This window comes from Bibersteinia trehalosi (genome assembly GCF_004346205.1).
Lineage (GTDB): Bacteria > Pseudomonadota > Gammaproteobacteria > Enterobacterales > Pasteurellaceae > Bibersteinia > Bibersteinia trehalosi.
Window position 1 is genome coordinate 144,350 of sequence record NZ_SMAM01000004.1, and the last position, 17,853, is coordinate 162,202.

Below are 17,853 nucleotides of genomic sequence, written 5' to 3' on the forward strand. Positions count from 1 at the left end.
AACGATATAATACAAGAGAAGAGATTGAAAAATTAAAAGCACGATTTAGGAAACAAGAACAATGAACTTCACGCCCACCGCCGTCATTCCCCACTACAACCATTCCGCCACTATAGGCAAGGTGGTGGCAGAATTGCTTGCGCTTGATTTGCCGGTATTGATTGTCGATGACGGCTCCTCAATCGAGCATAAAAGGGTGCTGAAAACGCTGGAAAGTGACAAAGTGCAGTTGGTTTTTCGTGAGAAAAACGGTGGTAAAGGGGTGGCGGTGAAAACCGGTTTAACAAAAGCCTTTGAGCTGGGATTTAGCCACGCAGTGCAGGTGGATGCGGACGGTCAGCACAACTTGGCAGACGTGGTTGAAATGCTTGCAAAATCTCGGGCAAATCCGACCGCTTGCATTTGCGGTAAACCGATTTATGGCGAGGATGCGCCAAAAGCACGGCTCTATGGGCGGAAAATCACCAACTTTTGGCTGGCGGTAAACACTCACTCCACCCAAATTGCGGACGGAATGTGTGGCTTCCGCCTCTATCCGCTTGCCGAAGTCATGCTGATTTTACAAAGCGAGCAGCTTGGCGACAGAATGGATTTCGACATTGAAATTCTTGTTCACTGCCACTGGCGTAAAATTCCACTGGTTTGGGTGGGCACGCAGGTGAAATATGAAGCCGGCGGTGTTTCACACTTTCGAGGTTGGGCGGATAATTGGCTTATCAGCAAAATGCATGCACGGCTGTTTTTCAAGATGTTGAGGCGCTGGCTTATGGGGAAAATGCGATGAAATCAACCCACTGGGCAAAACAAGCAGAGCGTGGCTCGCCGTTTTTTCTACGTTTAACCACCTTAATTGTGAAGTACTTTCCGCTGGGAGGCATTCGTTTTGTTACCTTTTGGGTGGTGCTTTATTTTTACCTTACCTCAAAAAAAGCCCGCTCGCATATTGCCGAATATCACACTCATCTACAGGCGACTTTTCCTCATCTTAGACTTCCGAAACAGGCGGTTTTTCGTCAGTTTCTTGCCTTTGGCGAGGCAATAACCGACCGTTTTGCCGTGTGGCAACGTAAAATTTGCTATACAGATTTAGTGGTGGATGATGCAGATAATCTCCATGCAGAAATGGGCAATCCTAAAAGGAGAGGGCAGATTTTAGTTTGTTCCCATTTTGGCAATATGGAAATTTGCCGAGCATTGGTGGGTAGTGGTCATCTCCCGCATTTTAAGCTAAATGTGTTGGTGCATAGTCGTAATGCAGAGGTGTTTAATCAAGCCTTGACAAAAGCTGGTGCGAGTGAGCTTTCGTTAATTCAAGTGGACGAGTTGGACGCACAAAAAATGTTGGAATTAAGCGAACGGATTGAACGAGGCGAGTGGATTGCCTTGGCTGCTGACCGTGTTCCGCTACGGGGGGATAAAACCCAAGCGGTTGAATTTCTCGGAAAATCTGCAAACTTCCCCGAAGGGGCGTGGTTGCTGGCAAGTCTGCTAAAAGCGGAACTCAACACGGTTTTTTGCTTAAAAGAGAATGGAAAATACCGCTTGCAGTTGCGTAAATTCAGCCCACCGATTAGCGGACGAGGCACAGTTCGTCAGCAGAACATTCAACAAGCCATGCAAAACTATGCCAAACTGCTTGAAAAAGCGTGTGCGAAAAATCCGCTTTTGTGGTTTAATTTCTATGATTTTTGGCATCAACAATCTTAATAAGGAGAACTTATGAAATTTATTAGACTAGCTGCTATTGCGGCTGTAGTTGTGGCGATCTCTGCTTGTGCTCCTCGCAATGATACTCAATATTATTCTATTCAAGAAGTACTTAACTCGTCAAAAGCGAAAGAAGTTTTAGATCCAAATATCAAACTCTATTTTGGTACACCAGCACCAGGGGAGGTGGTTAGAGCTGGTGCAACCACTAGTCAGCGCACCAACGCTTTAAACAAAACAGATGCTGAAGCTTGTAACTGGGTCTTTTTATCTGCAGTAAAACGAATGCAAGAAGGCGCTAGACGAGCTGGCGTTACTAAAGTTGGCAATATTGTGAGCAACTACAATCACAAAGAATTTAGTAGCACAACACAATTTGAATGCCATGCCGGCCGCACTATGGCAGGTGTTGCATTAAAAGGTGACATTACTAAATAATTCCTAAGGTGCATTTGTTAATGCACCTTATTCTTTCATTTTATTAAAACGGCGCATTGGTAAACATACCCTACTATTATGCGAATAAAAAAACACATTTACGCCCGCCACTCCTCCGAATATGAAATCCCGTTTTTTGATGTGGATTCGATGGACATTATGTGGCATGGGCATTATGTCAAATATCTGGAAATGGCTCGCTGTGCCTTTTTGGAGCAAATTCATTACACCTATGACGTGATGAAAGCCCACGGCTACGGCTATCCGATTGTGCAACTGAATTTAAAATATGTCCGCCCTGCGCTGTTTCGCCAAAAAATTCGGGTCGATGTGGCGTTGGTGGAATATGAAAGCTCCATTCGCTTTGATTACACTATTGTCGATCTTGCCACCGGCAAGAAATTAACCACCGGCAGCACCACGCAAGTGGCGGTGGAAATTGCCAGTCAAGAAATGCAGTTCCAAACCCCTCCGTCTTGGCGAAGTGCGGTGGAAAATTATCAGGGCTTTGTGGCAGAGAATATAGAATGAAAAAATTGATCTTTTTGCTGATTTTTAGCCTATTTTCACCACTTGTTGTGGCATTTTCGCAACAAGATTTAGTTTTGCAACTCCAAAAGCCAAGCAATTTGCAAGGGCAGTTTAGCCAGCAACGTTTTTTAAACGGGCTAACCAAGCCGATGACGACACAGGGTGATTTTGTGTTGCTGAAAAATCAGGGCTTACTGTGGCAGATGAAAAAGCCGTTTGAAAACCAACTGCGTGTGAAAGCAGACGGCATTAGCCAGTGGAACGGTTCGGAGTGGGTAAGCAGCCAGCAACTCGGGCAGTCGGAACAGATTAAGCTGTTTTTAGGGCTGTTGTCGGGCGATGTGGCGGCACTTTCTTCACAATTTGATCTGCAACTGAACGGCACCGAAAAAGCGTGGCAACTCAGCCTTGTGCCGAACAGTTTGCTGATGAAACAGATTTTTGACAATATTGAAATCCGAGGCGATCTGGTGGTGAAAAGCATCGAAATTCGGGAAAAACAGGGGGATCGCACACTGATCCGTTTCGAGCAAATTCAGCAAGATCAGCCGTTATCGGCATTTGCCCAATCTGCGTTGCAAAAAGAATGAAAAAATTGACCGCTTGCCGTTGGCTTTACGCCCTGTTTTTATTGGGCGTGTTGATTGTCTTTGGCGTACAGTTGCGCCAAGGCGGTTGGCTCCAAACCGAACTGCAAGCATTACTCCCTGAAAGCCATTGGTCGGCAGCACAACGACAAGCCGACCGCCACCAAGAGGCGCAACTTAACCGCCAATTCATTGCCCTTGTCGGGCATTCTGAGGCACAATCCGCCTTTCAACTTACTGCTGAATTGGGCGAAAAATGGCAAAAGAGCGGTCATTTTTCGGTGGTAAATTGGCGGGTTGAACCTAATTTGCCCACTCTTCGCCAACAATTGCAGCAACTGCGTGTCGCAACCTTGCCGGAAACCGTGCGAGCAGAGCTACTCAGCCAGCCAAACCGCTATTTTCAAGCCTATGCCGAGCAACTGGCGAACCCTTTCCAACAACAAAATCTGTTACCGCTGAACCAAGATTGGCTTGGCTTTGGGCGTTTTGCATTGAGTGCCGCACAGGGCTTGTCTTCGCTTAAATGGCATTCGGAAAACGGAATGCTTTATCAAGAAAGCGAAAAAATGACGTGGGTTGCCATTCACGCCGAATTAGCTCAGGCGGATTTGGTTAGCCCCTCGCTGGCGTTGTTAAATCTGGTTGAAGAGAGCAAGCAACAGATCCAAGCTCAACACGGCAAATTACTCGCTACCGGCACTTCGCTGTTTGCGGCTCACGCTAAACAACAAGCGGAAACAGAAAGTGTGCTGATGAGTAGTCTTGGCATTGGCTTTACTCTGCTGCTCCTGCTGGGTGTTTTCCGCTCGTTGCGAGTGCTGTGGCTGTTCTTGCCGATTGCGGTGGGAATGTTGTGTGGCATAACGGCAACGGTGCTGGGCTTTGGGCATATTCATATTTTAACCTTGGTTATCGGCACCAGCCTGATTGGGGTGTTAATCGATTTCCCGCTCCATTGGCTGAGCGGCGCACTTTCCAACCCAAATTGGCAGCCACAACAGGCGATGAACCGCCTGCGGTTCAGCTTTTTGATTAGCCTGCTGGTGACATTGCTGGGCTATCTGCTGTTAGGTTTCACGCCCTTAACGGTGCTAAAACAGACCGCACTTTTCTCTGCTGTGGCGTTGGTGACGGCAATGTTGGCAACGGTGTTGTTTTTGCCGATGTTATTTCAACGGCATAAACAAGCTCAGGTTCTAAATGTAGGGGCGTACTGCCTACGCCCGTTCAAAACATTATTGACGTTCATTGGTTGGAATAAACATTGTGACGGGCGTACGCAGTACGCTCCTACATTCTCTCGTTGGTCTGAATTAGGCTATGTGATATTGGGCATATTCACCATAAGTGGCTTAGCCCAAACCCACTGGCAAGACGATATTCGCCATTGGGTTGCATTGCCGGAAAATTTGCTTGCCGATGCACAACAAATCAGCCGTATCACCCAAACCGATCTCGGTAGTCAGTATTTTTTAGTGATCGCCGAAAATGATGATAATTTGCTCAATAAAGAGCAAAATTTGACACAACAACTGCTTTTATTACAGCAACAAGGCAAAATTCACTCGTTTCAGGCATTGAGCCAGTGGATAATGTCACCGCAACAACAAAAGGCGTTTACGCAACAACTGGCAAGGCAAATTCAGCCTGAGGATTATGCGGTTTTAAGCGAGATCGGCATTGAGCAAGCTCATATTCAACAGGCGATTGAAGCATTTGCCCAAGAAAAACCGATTTCCTTGAAAAGTGCGTTGCAGACCGAACTCGGGCAGGCTTGGCGTTCGCTCTATTTGGGCGAGCTGGCACAGGGGCAAGTGGCGAGCGTGGTGAAAATCAGCGGTTTGCAAAATGTTGCGGAAATGACACCGCTTGCAAACGGCGTTGATATTTTTTGGCAAGACAAACGTGCTTACCTCAACCAAGCCTTTGAACAGAGCCGCAACCAAGCGGCGTGGCTGAAAGTGGTCTCTTTCGGGCTGGCTGGCTTGCTGCTAGGCTATTTCTTTGGGCTACGCCACACTGCTCGAATGTTGCTTGTGCCGTTCGGGGCGATTTTGGCAACCATGGCACTGTTCGGCTGGCTGGGGCTGCCGATTAGCCTGTTTGCGATGTTTGGCTTGTTGCTGGTTTCAGCAATCAGCATTGATTATACCGCCTATATGCAAACTGCCGAAGAGCCTCTGGCGGCAAAACGGATTGCGGTATTGCTTGCCGCCACTACCACGCTGATTTCATTTTTACTGCTCAGCCAGAGCCATACACCAGCAGTGGCAAGTTTCGGTTTAAGTGTTAGCCTCGGTATCGTATTTAGTGTGATCTTTACCTTTAAAATTTTTAATTAGAGTCGTTTACTCGCTTGGCTGGCACTTCGTACCTGCGCTCAAATACAATCATTTGTGCTAACGCACCATCAAATAAAATGGATTATGTTTAGCGGTGCTTTAAAACGCACCCAACGGAGAAAAGAGTATGCAACAATTTGATGTCGTGATTATTGGTGCCGGCCCATCAGGTTCGGTGTCTGCCTCGCTGCTGAAAAAACAGGGTTTTTCAGTGTGCGTGTTGGAAAAACAGCATTTCCCACGTTTTGTGATTGGCGAGAGCCTGCTACCACACTGTATGGAAATTTTAGAGGATGCAGGGTTGGTCGAGGCGGTTCACGCTGAACCGAGTTTCCAGTTCAAAAACGGGGCGGCTTTCACTTGGGGGAATCGTTACACCTATTTTGATTTTACCGATAAATTTACCGCCGGGCCGGGAACGACTTATCAAGTCCGCCGTGGGATTTTCGATAAAATTTTGATCGATGAAACCGCCAAAAAAGGCGTGGAAGTGCGATTCGGGCACGAGGTGTTAGCGTTGGATAATTCGGGGGATCTGGCGGTAATTTCGGCTCGTACCGAAGCCGGTGAAGCCTATCAAATTCAAGCCAAATTTGTGTTAGATGCCAGTGGTTACGGGCGTGTATTGCCTCGCTTAATGCAGTTGGATACACCGTCTCACCTGCCGGCACGTTTAGCACATTTTACCCATATTGACGACAACATTACCGCCGAAGACTTCGACCGCAATAAAATTTTGATTACCACGCACCCAAGCCATCGTGATGTTTGGCTATGGTTAATTCCATTTGCGGATAACCGTTGTTCTATCGGCGTGGTCGGCTTGCCTGATGTGCTGGAAGGCGACAGCGAAACCGTGTTGAAAAAATTTGCCCTCGAATGCCCAATGCTAAACCGCATTCTTGCCAATGCCAACTGGAACAACGAATTTCCGTTCCGTAACATTCAAGGCTACTCGGCAAATGTAAAATCCCTATACGGTAAACATTTCGCCCTGCTGGGCAATGCGGCTGAGTTTTTAGATCCAGTGTTCTCCTCTGGTGTGACGATTGCGCTACACTCGGCACAACTTGCCGCCCGTCTTGTTACTCAACAACTCAATGGGCAAGCGGTTGATTGGGAGCAGGAATTTACCAAACCGCTGATGGTGGGGGTAAACGCCTTCCGTACCTATGTAAACGGCTGGTATGACTGCGCATTCCAAGATGTGATCTACGCCCGCAATCCGCAACCGGAAATCCGCCAAATGATTTCCTCAATCCTTGCAGGTTATGCGTGGGACGAAAATAATCCGTTTGTGGCGAAATCTGAATCTCGTTTAGCCGCACTTGCTGAAATTTGTGGTTTGGCAACGCAGGATTAATTTTCCAGCCGCTTAGCGCTACCGTATATGGCTTATGCCCCGAATACCCACAGTATGCCATTTAAACTTGCAATGCCTAGTGCGACACTGAGCAGGGTGTTTTTAAACCATTTGTAGCTGAGTATTACGCAAATAAGCGCGAGCAGTTGGGCGTAGAGAAGGGGCATGTCGCTGTTATTGTGAGGGATAGTTAAACTTGTCAGTACCAGCAGCAACATGATCACAAGCGGTAAGGTTTTATTTAATTTCTGCAAAATTGGGTGAGCAAGTACCTTTTTCGGTAGAAATTCGGGGATAAAACGGCAGAGTTGAGTGCCAAGAATGAGTGCCGCAAACATGGCAAGAATATCAGTGGTCGGCATTGTTTTTCTCTTTATGATTTAATGATTGTGGCAATAAGGAGACGATAATAATTGCGAGCAAAATCGCGACGAGTAAGACACTGGTGTCGGTAATTTGGCGAGCAAGTAGAAAGCCAATAAGTGCAATGGCGATCGGTTTCCACTGCTTTTGGCTGTTGTATTGTTCAAAAGCGAGAATGGTAAATAGGCAGGGGAGAGCGAAGTCTAAATTTGGAATGTAATTCGCCACGCTGTCTCCAAGCACAACCCCAACGATGGTGGCAAAGGTCCAGTACGACATGCCTAAAATGCTGGTTTTGAACATCAAGGCTTGGCGTTTTTCTGCCGAGAATGTTGAGAGTAGCGCAAAGTTTTCATCAGTAAGATAACTTAATGTGAAAATACGTTTGAGTTTTTCTTTAGGCAATGCATCATGCATATTTAGCGTATAGAAAATAAAACGTAGGCTCATGAGTAATGTGCTGAGAAAAACCGAGAGTACACCCGCACCAGAAGCAAAAAAGGGAATGGCAGCATATTGAGCTGTACCGGAGAAAACGGTAAAGCACATTGCGATAGTAAACCATGCCGGCATACCGGCATTGGTGGCGAGCATACCGTAAGCTACTCCGGCAGCAAAGTAGCCCATGAAAATTGGGCTGGTTAGCCGGAAAGCATTTTTCCAACTATTTTCAGTATTTAAAGACATTGGCAAATAAAGTCAGGAAAAAGCAGTATTATCCGCTTTTTTCAGAAAATTGCGAGTGTGGCAAGCGGTAAATTTTGTACTAAATTTTACAAAATTTATTGCTGTTCTTTATAGCAGACGGTTACTTTTAACCCTTTTTTACCTTTGAGCTCGAAGCCATTGCTGAGCATAATTTTGTAGTGATGTAACTCCGCTATACGGTATGCAATGGAAAGCCCTAAACCACTACCTTTTTCATTCTGTCCTGCTGGGCGATAAAAACGTTGCCCTAGTTTCATAAGATCACTTTCTTCTACTCCGCCACCATTATCTTCAATAATGATGCAATCGTTATCAAGTGTGACGCGAATTTGTGAGCCTTCAGAACAATATTTTATCGCGTTTTCCAGCAAATTACGTAACATTAAAGAAAGTAACAATGGCTGTCCTTGCCGTACAAGCGGTGCAGTTTTGGTGAAAAATTGCAAATCAATATGGCGTTTTTCTGCTTGGAAGTAGAGCTCAGCAATGAGTGATGGGATGAGTTTTTCCCAGTCAATTGGCTCTAAATCTTCAAGTTGTTGTAAGTTATCTAAGCGCGAAAGTGTCAGCAGCTGTTCCACAAGTTGTGTTGCGCGATCAATACTTTTTGTGAGGTTATTTAATGCTTTTTCGCGTAATTCATGATCTTCACCGGCAATTTGTGCAATTTCTGTTTGAATTTTAAGTGCAGCAAGCGGGCTACGCAGTTCATGAGCTGCATCGGAGGTAAAACGCCGCTCTCTTAATAACATAGCGGAAGTACGATCGAAAAATTGGTTTAAGCTATTTACTAATGGTGCAATTTCTTGTGGTACTTCAGTAGTAATTGGCTGACTATTTTCAGGCGTTCGGCGGCGTACTTCATCGCTTACTTGTCGCAAGCTTTTGAGTTCATAGTTAATTACCCATACGATTAAAATCAGTAGAAGTGGCAGGCTGACAAACCACACCCACATTTGTCCAATGACCATATCTTCGATTAAGTCATCGCGATAGTCGATTTCTTGACCAACCGCAATCATTAGATTGCCATCTACAACAGGCAGCCAGAAGATTTGCCATGGATCATCATCACCGTCTGTGAGATAGTCGCGTGAGAAGTTGTTGGGTTTGGGTGCAAAGGGGAAAAATTCGCCATTGCTGCCATCGTGCAATAACATTTCACCGTGGCGATTAAAGACGGCGAAAGCGAGGGCATCGTCATCAAAGCCCACTTTTTTGAAATGTCTTTTTAAGAATCCTCTGCCGGCAATTTCTTTACGAAATTCACGGCGCAGCTCCTTTGGTGGGCGGCGTTCGATAAGTAGTGAATGTAGATTGGAAGAGGCGAGTCGCTGTGCAAATAAAATTTGTTGGGTATCAAACATTTTATCCACTTCTTTGCGTACCTGAAACCAAGCAACGGTGGTAGAGAGTAGCCAAATAAATAATGAGGCAACACAGATAACTAAGATGAGTCGAAAGCGTAAGCTCCGGTTTTTAAACAGGCTCATGTTTGGTTTTCCCCAGCGTGTAACCAACACCGTGTACCGTACGGATAAATTGTTTGCCCAGTTTTTGGCGTAGGTTATGAATATGGACTTCTAATGCATTAGAACTGACTTCATCATCCCAAGTATAGAGTTTTTCTTCAATAGCTGAGCGGGTTAAAACTCGTTCTTTATTGCGCATAAACAACTCAAGCAAATTATATTCTCGGGTAGTTAGCGCAATTTCATTTTCGTTTAAAAAGACTTTACGCTGATTTGGGTCAAATTTAACGGCTTCATGTTGCAATATAGGGTTGCTTTGCCCATAACGACGGCGAATAAGTGCTTGTAAGCGAGCCACAACTTCGGCAAGCGCAAAAGGTTTACAGAGATAATCGTCTGCGCCGTGTTGTAAACCGGCAATGCGTTCATCCAGTGTGTCGCGTGCGGTTAAAATTAATACAGGGACATCGTTATTTGCTTTACGCCATAAATTAAGGATTGCTAGTCCATCCATTTGTGGTAGGGTGAGATCTAAAACTACCGCATCGTAAGCTGCTGTATTAACTGCTTGCGCACCTGTTTTGCCATCCTGAAACCAATCGACACTAAAGCCAGATTTAGTTAAACCCAGTTTTAAACCTTCACCAATTAGGTTGTCATCCTCAATTAATAAAATTCGCATAAGCTTATCCCTTTATTAAGCAAGCGGTTGAATTTGGCGGAAATTTTACAAAATTCAACCGCTTGCAATATAAGATTAATGTTTTTGGATACGGTAAACATCAACCGTATTGCTTTTAAAACGCTCTTTATCGATTTTACCAAAGATAGTAATAGTGTCATTTGGAGTGATATTTTGACCTTGCCATGCTTCATCTTCTACTTCAATTTTGATTTCTCCTGTGGCATCGCGGAAGATAAACTCATCGCCATCTACTTGGCGGATAATTTTTCCAGTTAATTGAATTGGCATATCATCTTGATTAGCTTTAAGTGCTTGCGCAACCGTTGCTGATTTGCCTGTGCCAGCATTAAAACCGCCTGTTTGATGACCCGCATCAAAACCGGCAAAAGCAACCGAAGAGAGTGTGAGGAGTGTTGCGAATGAAAGTAATTTTCTCATTGAGTCCATTCCTTTTTTAAGTCAATAAAAGTGTAAAAATAACATTGCTAGGGTCTGTCAATAATGCAGAGGCTTCCTTGCCTGCGCTATTTTTCGGTGATAACGCTGTTTACTTTGAATTATCAACAGCCCTAAAATTATTAAAGCATTGAAAGCTTAAGAGAAACTTAATCAGAATATCTCTCTCTTGATATTTATATTCTCTCAAGGCAATAAGCTATTTTTTATTCGCTTGATATACTTTCATTGCTTCAGGCACTAGGCGTGCTAAATTTGCTTGACGCGCTTCATTCGATGGGTGAGTTGAGAAAATGGAACTACCTCCACCGGTTGCTTGGCTCATTTTTTTCCATAAATTTGGTGCATATTCTGGGTTATAGCCTGCTTTTGCCATTAAGGTTAAGCCAACTTCATCTGCTTCCGTCTCTTGGCTGCGGGAGAAGGGCTTATTTACACCAAGATCGGCGATAGTACCAACTAAATCAATACCACCATAATTGGTTTGAATGCCCATTGCTTGTAATCCGATACTGCCAACGGTTGCGGCAATACCTGTTACCGCACTGACGGTACGGTCTGACTTACCATGCTCTTGTAGTGCATGAGCCATTTCATGCCCCATTACAACAGCAATTTCATCATTATTTAAATTCAGTTTTTCCACCAATCCTGTGTAAAACGCCATTTTACCGCCTGGCATTGCCCATGCATTTAATTCACTCGATTTTAAAACGGTAATTTCCCAATTAAAGGGTACACCGGTTTTATTTTCGCGCTCTGCATGAGGTTTCATCGTATTAAATACGGAATAAATGCGTTTCGCAGTTTGTGAGCTGGTATCAATCACACCTTGGGCAGCGGCTTGTTGTTTTACTCGTGCATAGCTACTGGCGGCCTCTTGATTAATGCCTTCTGTGGTTACACAGGCACTTAAAGCACCCGTGACAAACAGAGTACTGGCAACTTTAGTCCATTTTTTCATTATCTACTCCATAGAAAAAATGCCAAAGTAAACTTTGGCATTTAACAAAATTAAATAGGATTATTTTTTGGCACGTTCGAAAGATTCTAAGATCTCTTGACGTGCTGCGGCAACATCTTCCCAGCCTAATACTTTTACCCATTTACCCGCTTCTAACGCTTTATAGCTTTCGAAGAAGTGCTGGATTTGTGCTTTTAATAGTGCTGGTACATCGTTTACGTCCTGAATGTGGTCGTACTCTTTGCTTAATTTAGTATGTGGTACGGCAATCACTTTCGCATCTACGCCAGACTCATCTTCCATTTTTAATACGCCAACTGGACGACAACGAATAACCGAACCAGGTTGTAATGGGTATGGTGTCGGCACTAATACGTCCACAGGGTCACCATCTAAAGATAAAGTGTGGTTTACATAACCGTAGTTTGCTGGGTAGAACATTGCTGTTGCCATGAAGCGATCAACGAATAATGCACCACTCTCTTTGTCCACTTCGTATTTGATTGGATCTGAGTTTGCAGGAATTTCGATTACAACATAAATATCATCTGGTAGCTCTTTACCAGCAGGTACGTTTTCTAAGCCCATTTTGGTTTCCTTCTAAAATAGTGGAGTGAAAATTCGCTTGATTATAGCGGATATTGTAAAAAGCGAAAAGCAAGCGGTAGATTTTAAGCAGAAATTTGCAAATAATGTTGCTCAAAATGCAATTATATATTCTGATAATATCATTTTACGCAACAAAAAAAGCTCAGTATACTGCTTCTCATTAAATGGGCGAATGTGATTCGCCCCTACATTTCACAATGAGGAAAACACAATGTCTAACTATTTCAATACCTTAAATCTTCGTCAGCAGCTAGATCAATTAGGTCGTTGCCGTTTTATGGATCGTAATGAATTTGCAGATGGTTGCAATTTCTTAAAAGGCAAAAAAATCGTGATTGTGGGCTGTGGTGCACAGGGCTTAAACCAAGGCTTAAATATGCGTGATTCTGGTTTAGACATCGCTTACGCATTACGCCAAGCGGCGATTGATGAAAAACGTGCATCTTTCGTGCGTGCAAGCGAAAACGGTTTTAAAGTGGGCACTTATGAAGAGTTAATCCCAACCGCAGATTTAGTGGTGAACTTAACCCCTGATAAACAACACAGTAAAGTGGTTGCGGACGTTATGCCGTTAATGAAACAAGGTGCGGCATTAGGTTACTCTCACGGTTTAAACATCGTAGAACAAGGCGAACAAATTCGTAAAGACATTACTGTGGTAATGGTTGCACCAAAATGCCCGGGTACAGAAGTACGTGAAGAGTACAAACGTGGTTTTGGTGTGCCAACCTTAATCGCGGTTCACCCAGAAAACGATCCGAAAGGCGAAGGCTTAGCGATTGCGAAAGCGTGGGCGAGTGCCACAGGTGGCGACCGTGCGGGCGTGTTAGAATCTTCTTTCGTTGCCGAAGTAAAATCGGACTTAATGGGCGAGCAAACTATTCTTTGCGGTATGCTTCAAGCAGGTTCTATCGTGTGCTATGAAAAATTAGTGGCGGACGGCAAAGACCCAGCATACGCTGCAAAATTGATCCAATACGGTTGGGAAACTATCACCGAAGCGTTAAAACAAGGCGGTATCACCTTAATGATGGACAGACTTTCAAACGCAGCGAAACTCCGTGCATTTGAACTTTCTGAGCAAATTAAAGAAGAATTAACCTTCTTATTCCACAAACATATGGACGACATCATCAGTGGCGAATTTTCATCAACCATGATGGCAGACTGGGCAAACGGCGATGCAAACCTATTAAAATGGCGTGAAGAGACCGGTAAAGCCGCTTTTGAGAACGCACCAAAAGGCGACAATATCAAAATTTCTGAACAAGAATACTTTGATAACGGCGTAATTATGGTGGCAATGGTAAAAGCTGGCGTGGAATTGGCCTTTGATACAATGGTAGCAAGCGGCATCTATGAAGAATCAGCATACTATGAATCACTCCACGAATTACCGTTAATTGCCAACACCATTGCTCGTAAACGCTTGTACGAAATGAACGTAGTTATTTCAGACACCGCAGAATACGGTAACTACCTATTCGCAAACGTGGCGACCCCAATTTTGCGTGAAAAAGTGATCCCAACTTTACAACGTGGCGATTTAGGCGAACCAACCCCAGCGACTGAAATTGACAACGTAACATTGCGTGATGTAAACGATGCAATCCGTAACCACCCAATCGAGTACATCGGTCAAGAATTACGTGGTTATATGACGGATATGAAACGTATTTCTTCGCAAGGTTAATGAGTAATATTGAAAGGGGCTTTTGCCCCTTTTTTACTATTTGAAACAAGCGGTAAATTTTGGCTGAAATTTTGCAAAAATTTGTTAGAATTTGACCGCTTGTTTTTATTTAACGAGTGAGTAGAAATGAATCGTTGCTGGTGCATTTGAGGAACGAAACCGTATTAAACGAGATAGTGCCTCTAAGGGATTATTGTATTTATTCTTAAATTGAAGGAAATGCTATGAAAAGGTCATTAAAATTAACGCCTATTGCGATGTTGTTAGTCTATGCAGGCTTTTCTAATTTGGCGAGCGCAGAAACCTGCGAGCATACTGTGACAGAAGGTTTTTTATTAAAAGATCAGACTGTTTTACGTAATTATTGTACATATGATTTATCGGGTACAAATACGGAAGATCCCGAAATTGAGTTAAGAAATACGAATGCAACCTTTAATCACGTGACTATTTTGGGTGATGGGGAGAAAAGATCTAAGAGGTATTGGCGATTTGGTGGAAATATAGATCTCTTTTCGGCAAGTGAAAATTCTTCAGTGATTTTTAATAATGCAACTTTAGAATTAAATACATTATCTAATAATCTAAATAACCTTTTAAATGTAGATAATTCAACATTAACACTGAATAATAGTAATGTCACACATACTTCTTCGAAACATGCAAAAATTTTATATGCGGATAATGCTGCAACAGTTAATATTAATGATAGTATTTTAAAATCATCTATCACGGATGAAGAAAGTTCGAATTTCTATTCGAATGTTGTTCAAATTAATGGACTTAATCGCTCTACCATCAATATTTCTAATTCAACATTATCATCAAATAATGATGCAGGCTTCATTTATTTGAATGGTTCTGAATTAAATGTTGTTTCATCTAATCTTTCCCATGTTAAAAATATTGCCAGTACATCTTCTTTTTTTACGAGTTTAGTGAGTTTAACAAACTCAACAATGTTATTAAAAGACAGCCAATTAATAAGTGAGAAGGGCGATGCTTTATTTTCTATGACGAATGCGACTATTTCTGTAGATAATTCAACTTTATCTGTTAGTAATAGAACTAATTCTATTCTTTTTGGTGAAGGTAATGGTCAGAATAATATTACTATTAGAAATAGCCATTTAAGTGCAGATACTGCAATTTCTTCGTTTGATGGGCGATTTAATACAGGGTTAAATGTTCAAATTGAAAATAGTACTGTAAATACTAAAGCTTTTAGAAAGGAAGGGTTTTGGAATAATGCAGAAGAAAATCAATTAATCGCCAGAAATTCGACATTAATTGGTTATATTCATGACAGAAAAATGGCGGTAACATTAAACGATTCTACATGGAAGTATTCTTCAGATTATTCTGGAAAAGTTAAAGATTTATCTGGAGCAAATTCTACTATAGAAGTAGATAAAGCAAGTTATTTTTCAACTTTAACTATTGATGGAAATCTGAGTGGGAATTTGCATTTTGGGCTAAATACAGATATTGCTTCACAGCGAGGTGATAAAATTGTTGTTAATGGCTCATCGAGTGGTGAACATACTTTAACAGTGAAAGATTCGGGTAATGAGCCAAAAACATCTGGTGGAAAAGTTACTTTGGTTGAAACTAAAGACGGTATCGCAAATTTTGCTTTAAAAGATAGAGAATTTGTTGATGCGGGTGCTTATCGGTATTTTCTGAATAAAGATGGGACTAATTGGGTACTTTCTAATAGAATTGAGCCAATATCTGAGCCAGAACCTGAAGTGGTCATTACCGAGCCAGAAGTTCAACCAGAACCTGAAGTAGTTATTACCGAGCCAGAAGTTCAACCAGAACCTGAAGTAGTTATTACCGAGCCAGAAGTTCAGCCAGAGCCTGAAGTAGTTATTACCGAGCCAGAAGTTAAGCCAGAACCTGAAGTAGTTATTACCGAGCCAGAAGTTCAGCCAGAACTTGAGGTGGTCATTACTGAGCCAGAAGTTCAGCTAGAGCCACAGATCGAGCAGCCAATTCCTGAAACATCTGCAGAAGAAACGGTTTCGCCAGTAGTAGTGGTTACTCCTGTTGTGCCTGCAATTGTAGAAATAGCGACTGACAACGTGCCAAACGAACAGCCAGCAATGAAAGCATTAAGTGAAAAATCGAATGCACTGGTTTCCCTACGTCAAGCACAAGGTTTATTGATTAGCCAAAATTTACAAGGTGTTCATCAGCGTTTAGGTGAACTAAAAAATGAGCAAGCTAATAGTGTTTGGGTGAAAAATGTCAATGGTCGCCATAAAGCGAAATCTCAAGCCGTTTCGGCTGATAGCCGTTCATCGGGCTTTGAAATGGATTATCACAATTTGCAAATTGGTGCAGATCGTGCGGTATCCGAGAATGTTCGCTTAGGTGGATTTGTTGGTTCAAGTCGTGCTGATGTGGATTTCAATGGTGAATATGGCAAAGGCAAATTGCGTTCGCAAGCAGTCGGTTTATACGCTACTTTTGCAAATGCTGACGGCTGGTATGTGGACAATGTTGTAAAATATGAACGTTTAACTTCTCAAGCAAGTGAAAAACGCAAATATCACGCAGTTAGCTTATCTAATGAAATTGGTAAACGTATGATCTTTGGGCAGAACTGGACACTGACGCCACAAGCTCAACTGTCTTATCACACCATTGCAGGCAAAGATGATGAAAAACGTTTAAATCTGTTTACGGCTCGAACTGGTTTTCGTTTAGCAAAAGGCTTTGAATTTGCCAATGGCTGGGTGGTACAACCTTATGCGGAAGTGAATGGTATTGCTGAAAGAAGTAATAATGCGAAAGTGCGTGTGAATCAGTATCTGTTTGATGTGCCAGAAAGCAAGGGCAGATTGCAAGCGGCTCTGGGGCTGAATGCTGGTAACGGATCGCATCGTATTGGTATCGAAGTAGTGCAAACCTATGGTAATCAGGTTCGTCAGCTATTGGCGGCGATAGTGAACTATCGTTATCAGTGGTAGGTTTAATAAAAAGTAGCTTTAGCCTATTAAGATAACTCGGCGTTACTCCAAAAAAGAAGTGTAAAGGTGTGATGTTCGTCGATCTGCACCTTTTTGTTTTATGGCAATAAAATTCCCGATTTACACCGCTTAGAAATTTTCTCACTTCTGAGGTAATAACTATGAAACTCTGGTACTCCACCACTAGCCCGTTTGTGCGTAAAGTGCGGGCGGTGGCACATTTTCACGGCTTAGAGAATCAAATTGAATTACTGCAAACCACCAAAGCATTTGCGTTGGATTCTGGGCAGAATGCGGTTAATCCGTTAGGGAAAATCCCAGCACTGCAACGAGATAATGGCAAATGGCTGTTTGATAGTTCGCTGATTGCGGAATACTTGGACGATTTAGGTGTGCAAAATGGCAGCCAATCTCTGTTTCCACTGGGTGAAGATCGTTGGGATTGGCTGAATCTGTATAAACTCGCAGAGGGCATTTTGGAAAACGCTACTGCCTTGATGTTGCCAGAAAAAATGTTTCGCCCTGAGAATGAGTGGTGGACAGCACGCCACAAGCAGGTAGTAGAGCGTAATGAACGTTCGTTAAATATGGTATGGGCAGCGGTGCAAGCGGTTGGTTTTGAGCTGAATATTGCCACGCTTTATGTGGTTTGTTTAGTGGATTTTTTGAATTTCCGCTTTGAAGCTTGTGGTTCGGCAAATTATTCTGCCTTAGCGAAATTATCCGACTGGGCGATAGAGATGAATAGTCGTTATTCGTGTTTAGCACAAACCAAGCCGTATATGGCGTGATTTATGACAAGCGGTTAAATTTTTATGAAAGGGGATGTAGATAACGGCTAAAACCTCTATTTAGGTTAAGATAACCCAATGAGAAAAAGTCGACTAAGTCAGTACAAACCAAATATACTCATCGAGCTGTTTCTTGGGTAAATTTAACCGCTTGTATTGAGCA

At 43.1% G+C, this 17,853-nt stretch carries 17 protein-coding genes; 10 read left to right on the forward strand and 7 right to left on the reverse strand.

What is annotated here, in order from left to right:
• Nucleotides 1-61 precede the first annotated feature (61 nt).
• The 7 genes from EDC51_RS05435 (at nt 62) to EDC51_RS05465 (ending at nt 6,971) form a co-directional block, all read left to right on the forward strand.
• Nucleotides 62-784 (forward strand): glycosyltransferase family 2 protein, encoded by a 723-nt coding sequence (locus EDC51_RS05435; protein WP_131928388.1) that lies wholly within the window; start codon nt 62-64, stop codon nt 782-784.
• Entirely contained in the window at nt 781-1,707 is a 927-nt protein-coding gene (locus tag EDC51_RS05440) for an LpxL/LpxP family acyltransferase (RefSeq protein WP_131928389.1), read from the forward strand. Before EDC51_RS05435 ends, EDC51_RS05440 begins: the two co-directional genes overlap by 4 nt.
• A 12-nt stretch (nt 1,708-1,719) precedes the next feature.
• On the forward strand, nt 1,720-2,145 hold the full coding sequence (locus EDC51_RS05445) for a hypothetical protein (RefSeq protein ID WP_015433589.1): 426 nt from the start codon (nt 1,720-1,722) through the stop codon (nt 2,143-2,145).
• 84 nt (nt 2,146-2,229) lie between these two features.
• Nucleotides 2,230-2,676, forward strand: coding sequence for an acyl-CoA thioesterase (locus tag EDC51_RS05450; protein ID WP_211334994.1), 447 nt, complete (start codon nt 2,230-2,232; stop codon nt 2,674-2,676).
• Nucleotides 2,673-3,266, forward strand: coding sequence for a LolA family protein (locus EDC51_RS05455; protein ID WP_131928391.1), 594 nt, complete (start codon nt 2,673-2,675; stop codon nt 3,264-3,266). The genes EDC51_RS05450 and EDC51_RS05455 overlap by 4 nt, the downstream gene beginning before the upstream one ends.
• Nucleotides 3,263-5,608: an MMPL family transporter gene (locus EDC51_RS05460; RefSeq protein WP_131928392.1), complete on the forward strand. Its 2,346-nt coding sequence runs from the start codon at nt 3,263-3,265 to the stop codon at nt 5,606-5,608. Before EDC51_RS05455 ends, EDC51_RS05460 begins: the two co-directional genes overlap by 4 nt.
• A gap of 127 nt (nt 5,609-5,735) precedes the next feature.
• A complete protein-coding gene (locus tag EDC51_RS05465; protein ID WP_131928393.1) occupies nt 5,736-6,971 on the forward strand; it encodes an NAD(P)/FAD-dependent oxidoreductase in 1,236 nt (411 codons plus the stop codon).
• Nucleotides 6,972-7,003: 32 nt separating this feature from the next.
• On the opposite strand, the gene EDC51_RS05470 is transcribed toward EDC51_RS05465, so the two are convergent.
• The 7 genes from EDC51_RS05470 to ppa all read right to left on the reverse strand — a co-directional run bounded on the left by EDC51_RS05470 (nt 7,004) and on the right by ppa (nt 12,207).
• Complete coding sequence (locus EDC51_RS05470; RefSeq protein WP_015433584.1) at nt 7,004-7,333, reverse strand: AzlD domain-containing protein; 330 nt, start codon at nt 7,331-7,333, stop codon at nt 7,004-7,006.
• Nucleotides 7,320-8,021, reverse strand: a complete 702-nt coding sequence (locus EDC51_RS05475) for an AzlC family ABC transporter permease (RefSeq protein WP_015433583.1) — start codon at nt 8,019-8,021, stop codon at nt 7,320-7,322. Before EDC51_RS05475 ends, EDC51_RS05470 begins: the two co-directional genes overlap by 14 nt.
• A gap of 95 nt (nt 8,022-8,116) precedes the next feature.
• Nucleotides 8,117-9,535, reverse strand: coding sequence for a quorum sensing histidine kinase QseC (gene qseC / locus EDC51_RS05480; protein ID WP_131928394.1), 1,419 nt, complete (start codon nt 9,533-9,535; stop codon nt 8,117-8,119).
• Entirely contained in the window at nt 9,522-10,196 is a 675-nt protein-coding gene (locus EDC51_RS05485) for a response regulator (protein WP_025290032.1), read from the reverse strand. Before EDC51_RS05485 ends, qseC begins: the two co-directional genes overlap by 14 nt.
• A 75-nt stretch (nt 10,197-10,271) precedes the next feature.
• Nucleotides 10,272-10,637, reverse strand: a complete 366-nt coding sequence (locus EDC51_RS05490; RefSeq protein WP_131928395.1) for a YgiW/YdeI family stress tolerance OB fold protein — start codon at nt 10,635-10,637, stop codon at nt 10,272-10,274.
• Between the two features lie 217 nt (nt 10,638-10,854).
• Nucleotides 10,855-11,619 (reverse strand): M48 family metallopeptidase, encoded by a 765-nt coding sequence (locus tag EDC51_RS05495; RefSeq protein ID WP_015433574.1) that lies wholly within the window; start codon nt 11,617-11,619, stop codon nt 10,855-10,857.
• Nucleotides 11,620-11,679: 60 nt separating this feature from the next.
• Nucleotides 11,680-12,207, reverse strand: coding sequence for an inorganic diphosphatase (gene ppa / locus EDC51_RS05500; RefSeq protein ID WP_015433573.1), 528 nt, complete (start codon nt 12,205-12,207; stop codon nt 11,680-11,682).
• A 232-nt stretch (nt 12,208-12,439) separates the two neighbouring features.
• On the opposite strand from ppa, the gene ilvC reads away from it, so the two are divergent.
• From ilvC to EDC51_RS05515, 3 genes are all read left to right on the forward strand, one after another.
• A complete protein-coding gene (gene ilvC / locus EDC51_RS05505; protein ID WP_131928396.1) occupies nt 12,440-13,921 on the forward strand; it encodes a ketol-acid reductoisomerase in 1,482 nt (493 codons plus the stop codon).
• Between the two features lie 224 nt (nt 13,922-14,145).
• Nucleotides 14,146-16,899 (forward strand): autotransporter outer membrane beta-barrel domain-containing protein, encoded by a 2,754-nt coding sequence (locus EDC51_RS05510; RefSeq protein WP_131928397.1) that lies wholly within the window; start codon nt 14,146-14,148, stop codon nt 16,897-16,899.
• Between the two features lie 161 nt (nt 16,900-17,060).
• Nucleotides 17,061-17,690, forward strand: coding sequence for a glutathione S-transferase N-terminal domain-containing protein (locus tag EDC51_RS05515; protein ID WP_131928398.1), 630 nt, complete (start codon nt 17,061-17,063; stop codon nt 17,688-17,690).
• The last annotated feature ends 163 nt before the right edge of the window (nt 17,691-17,853 follow it).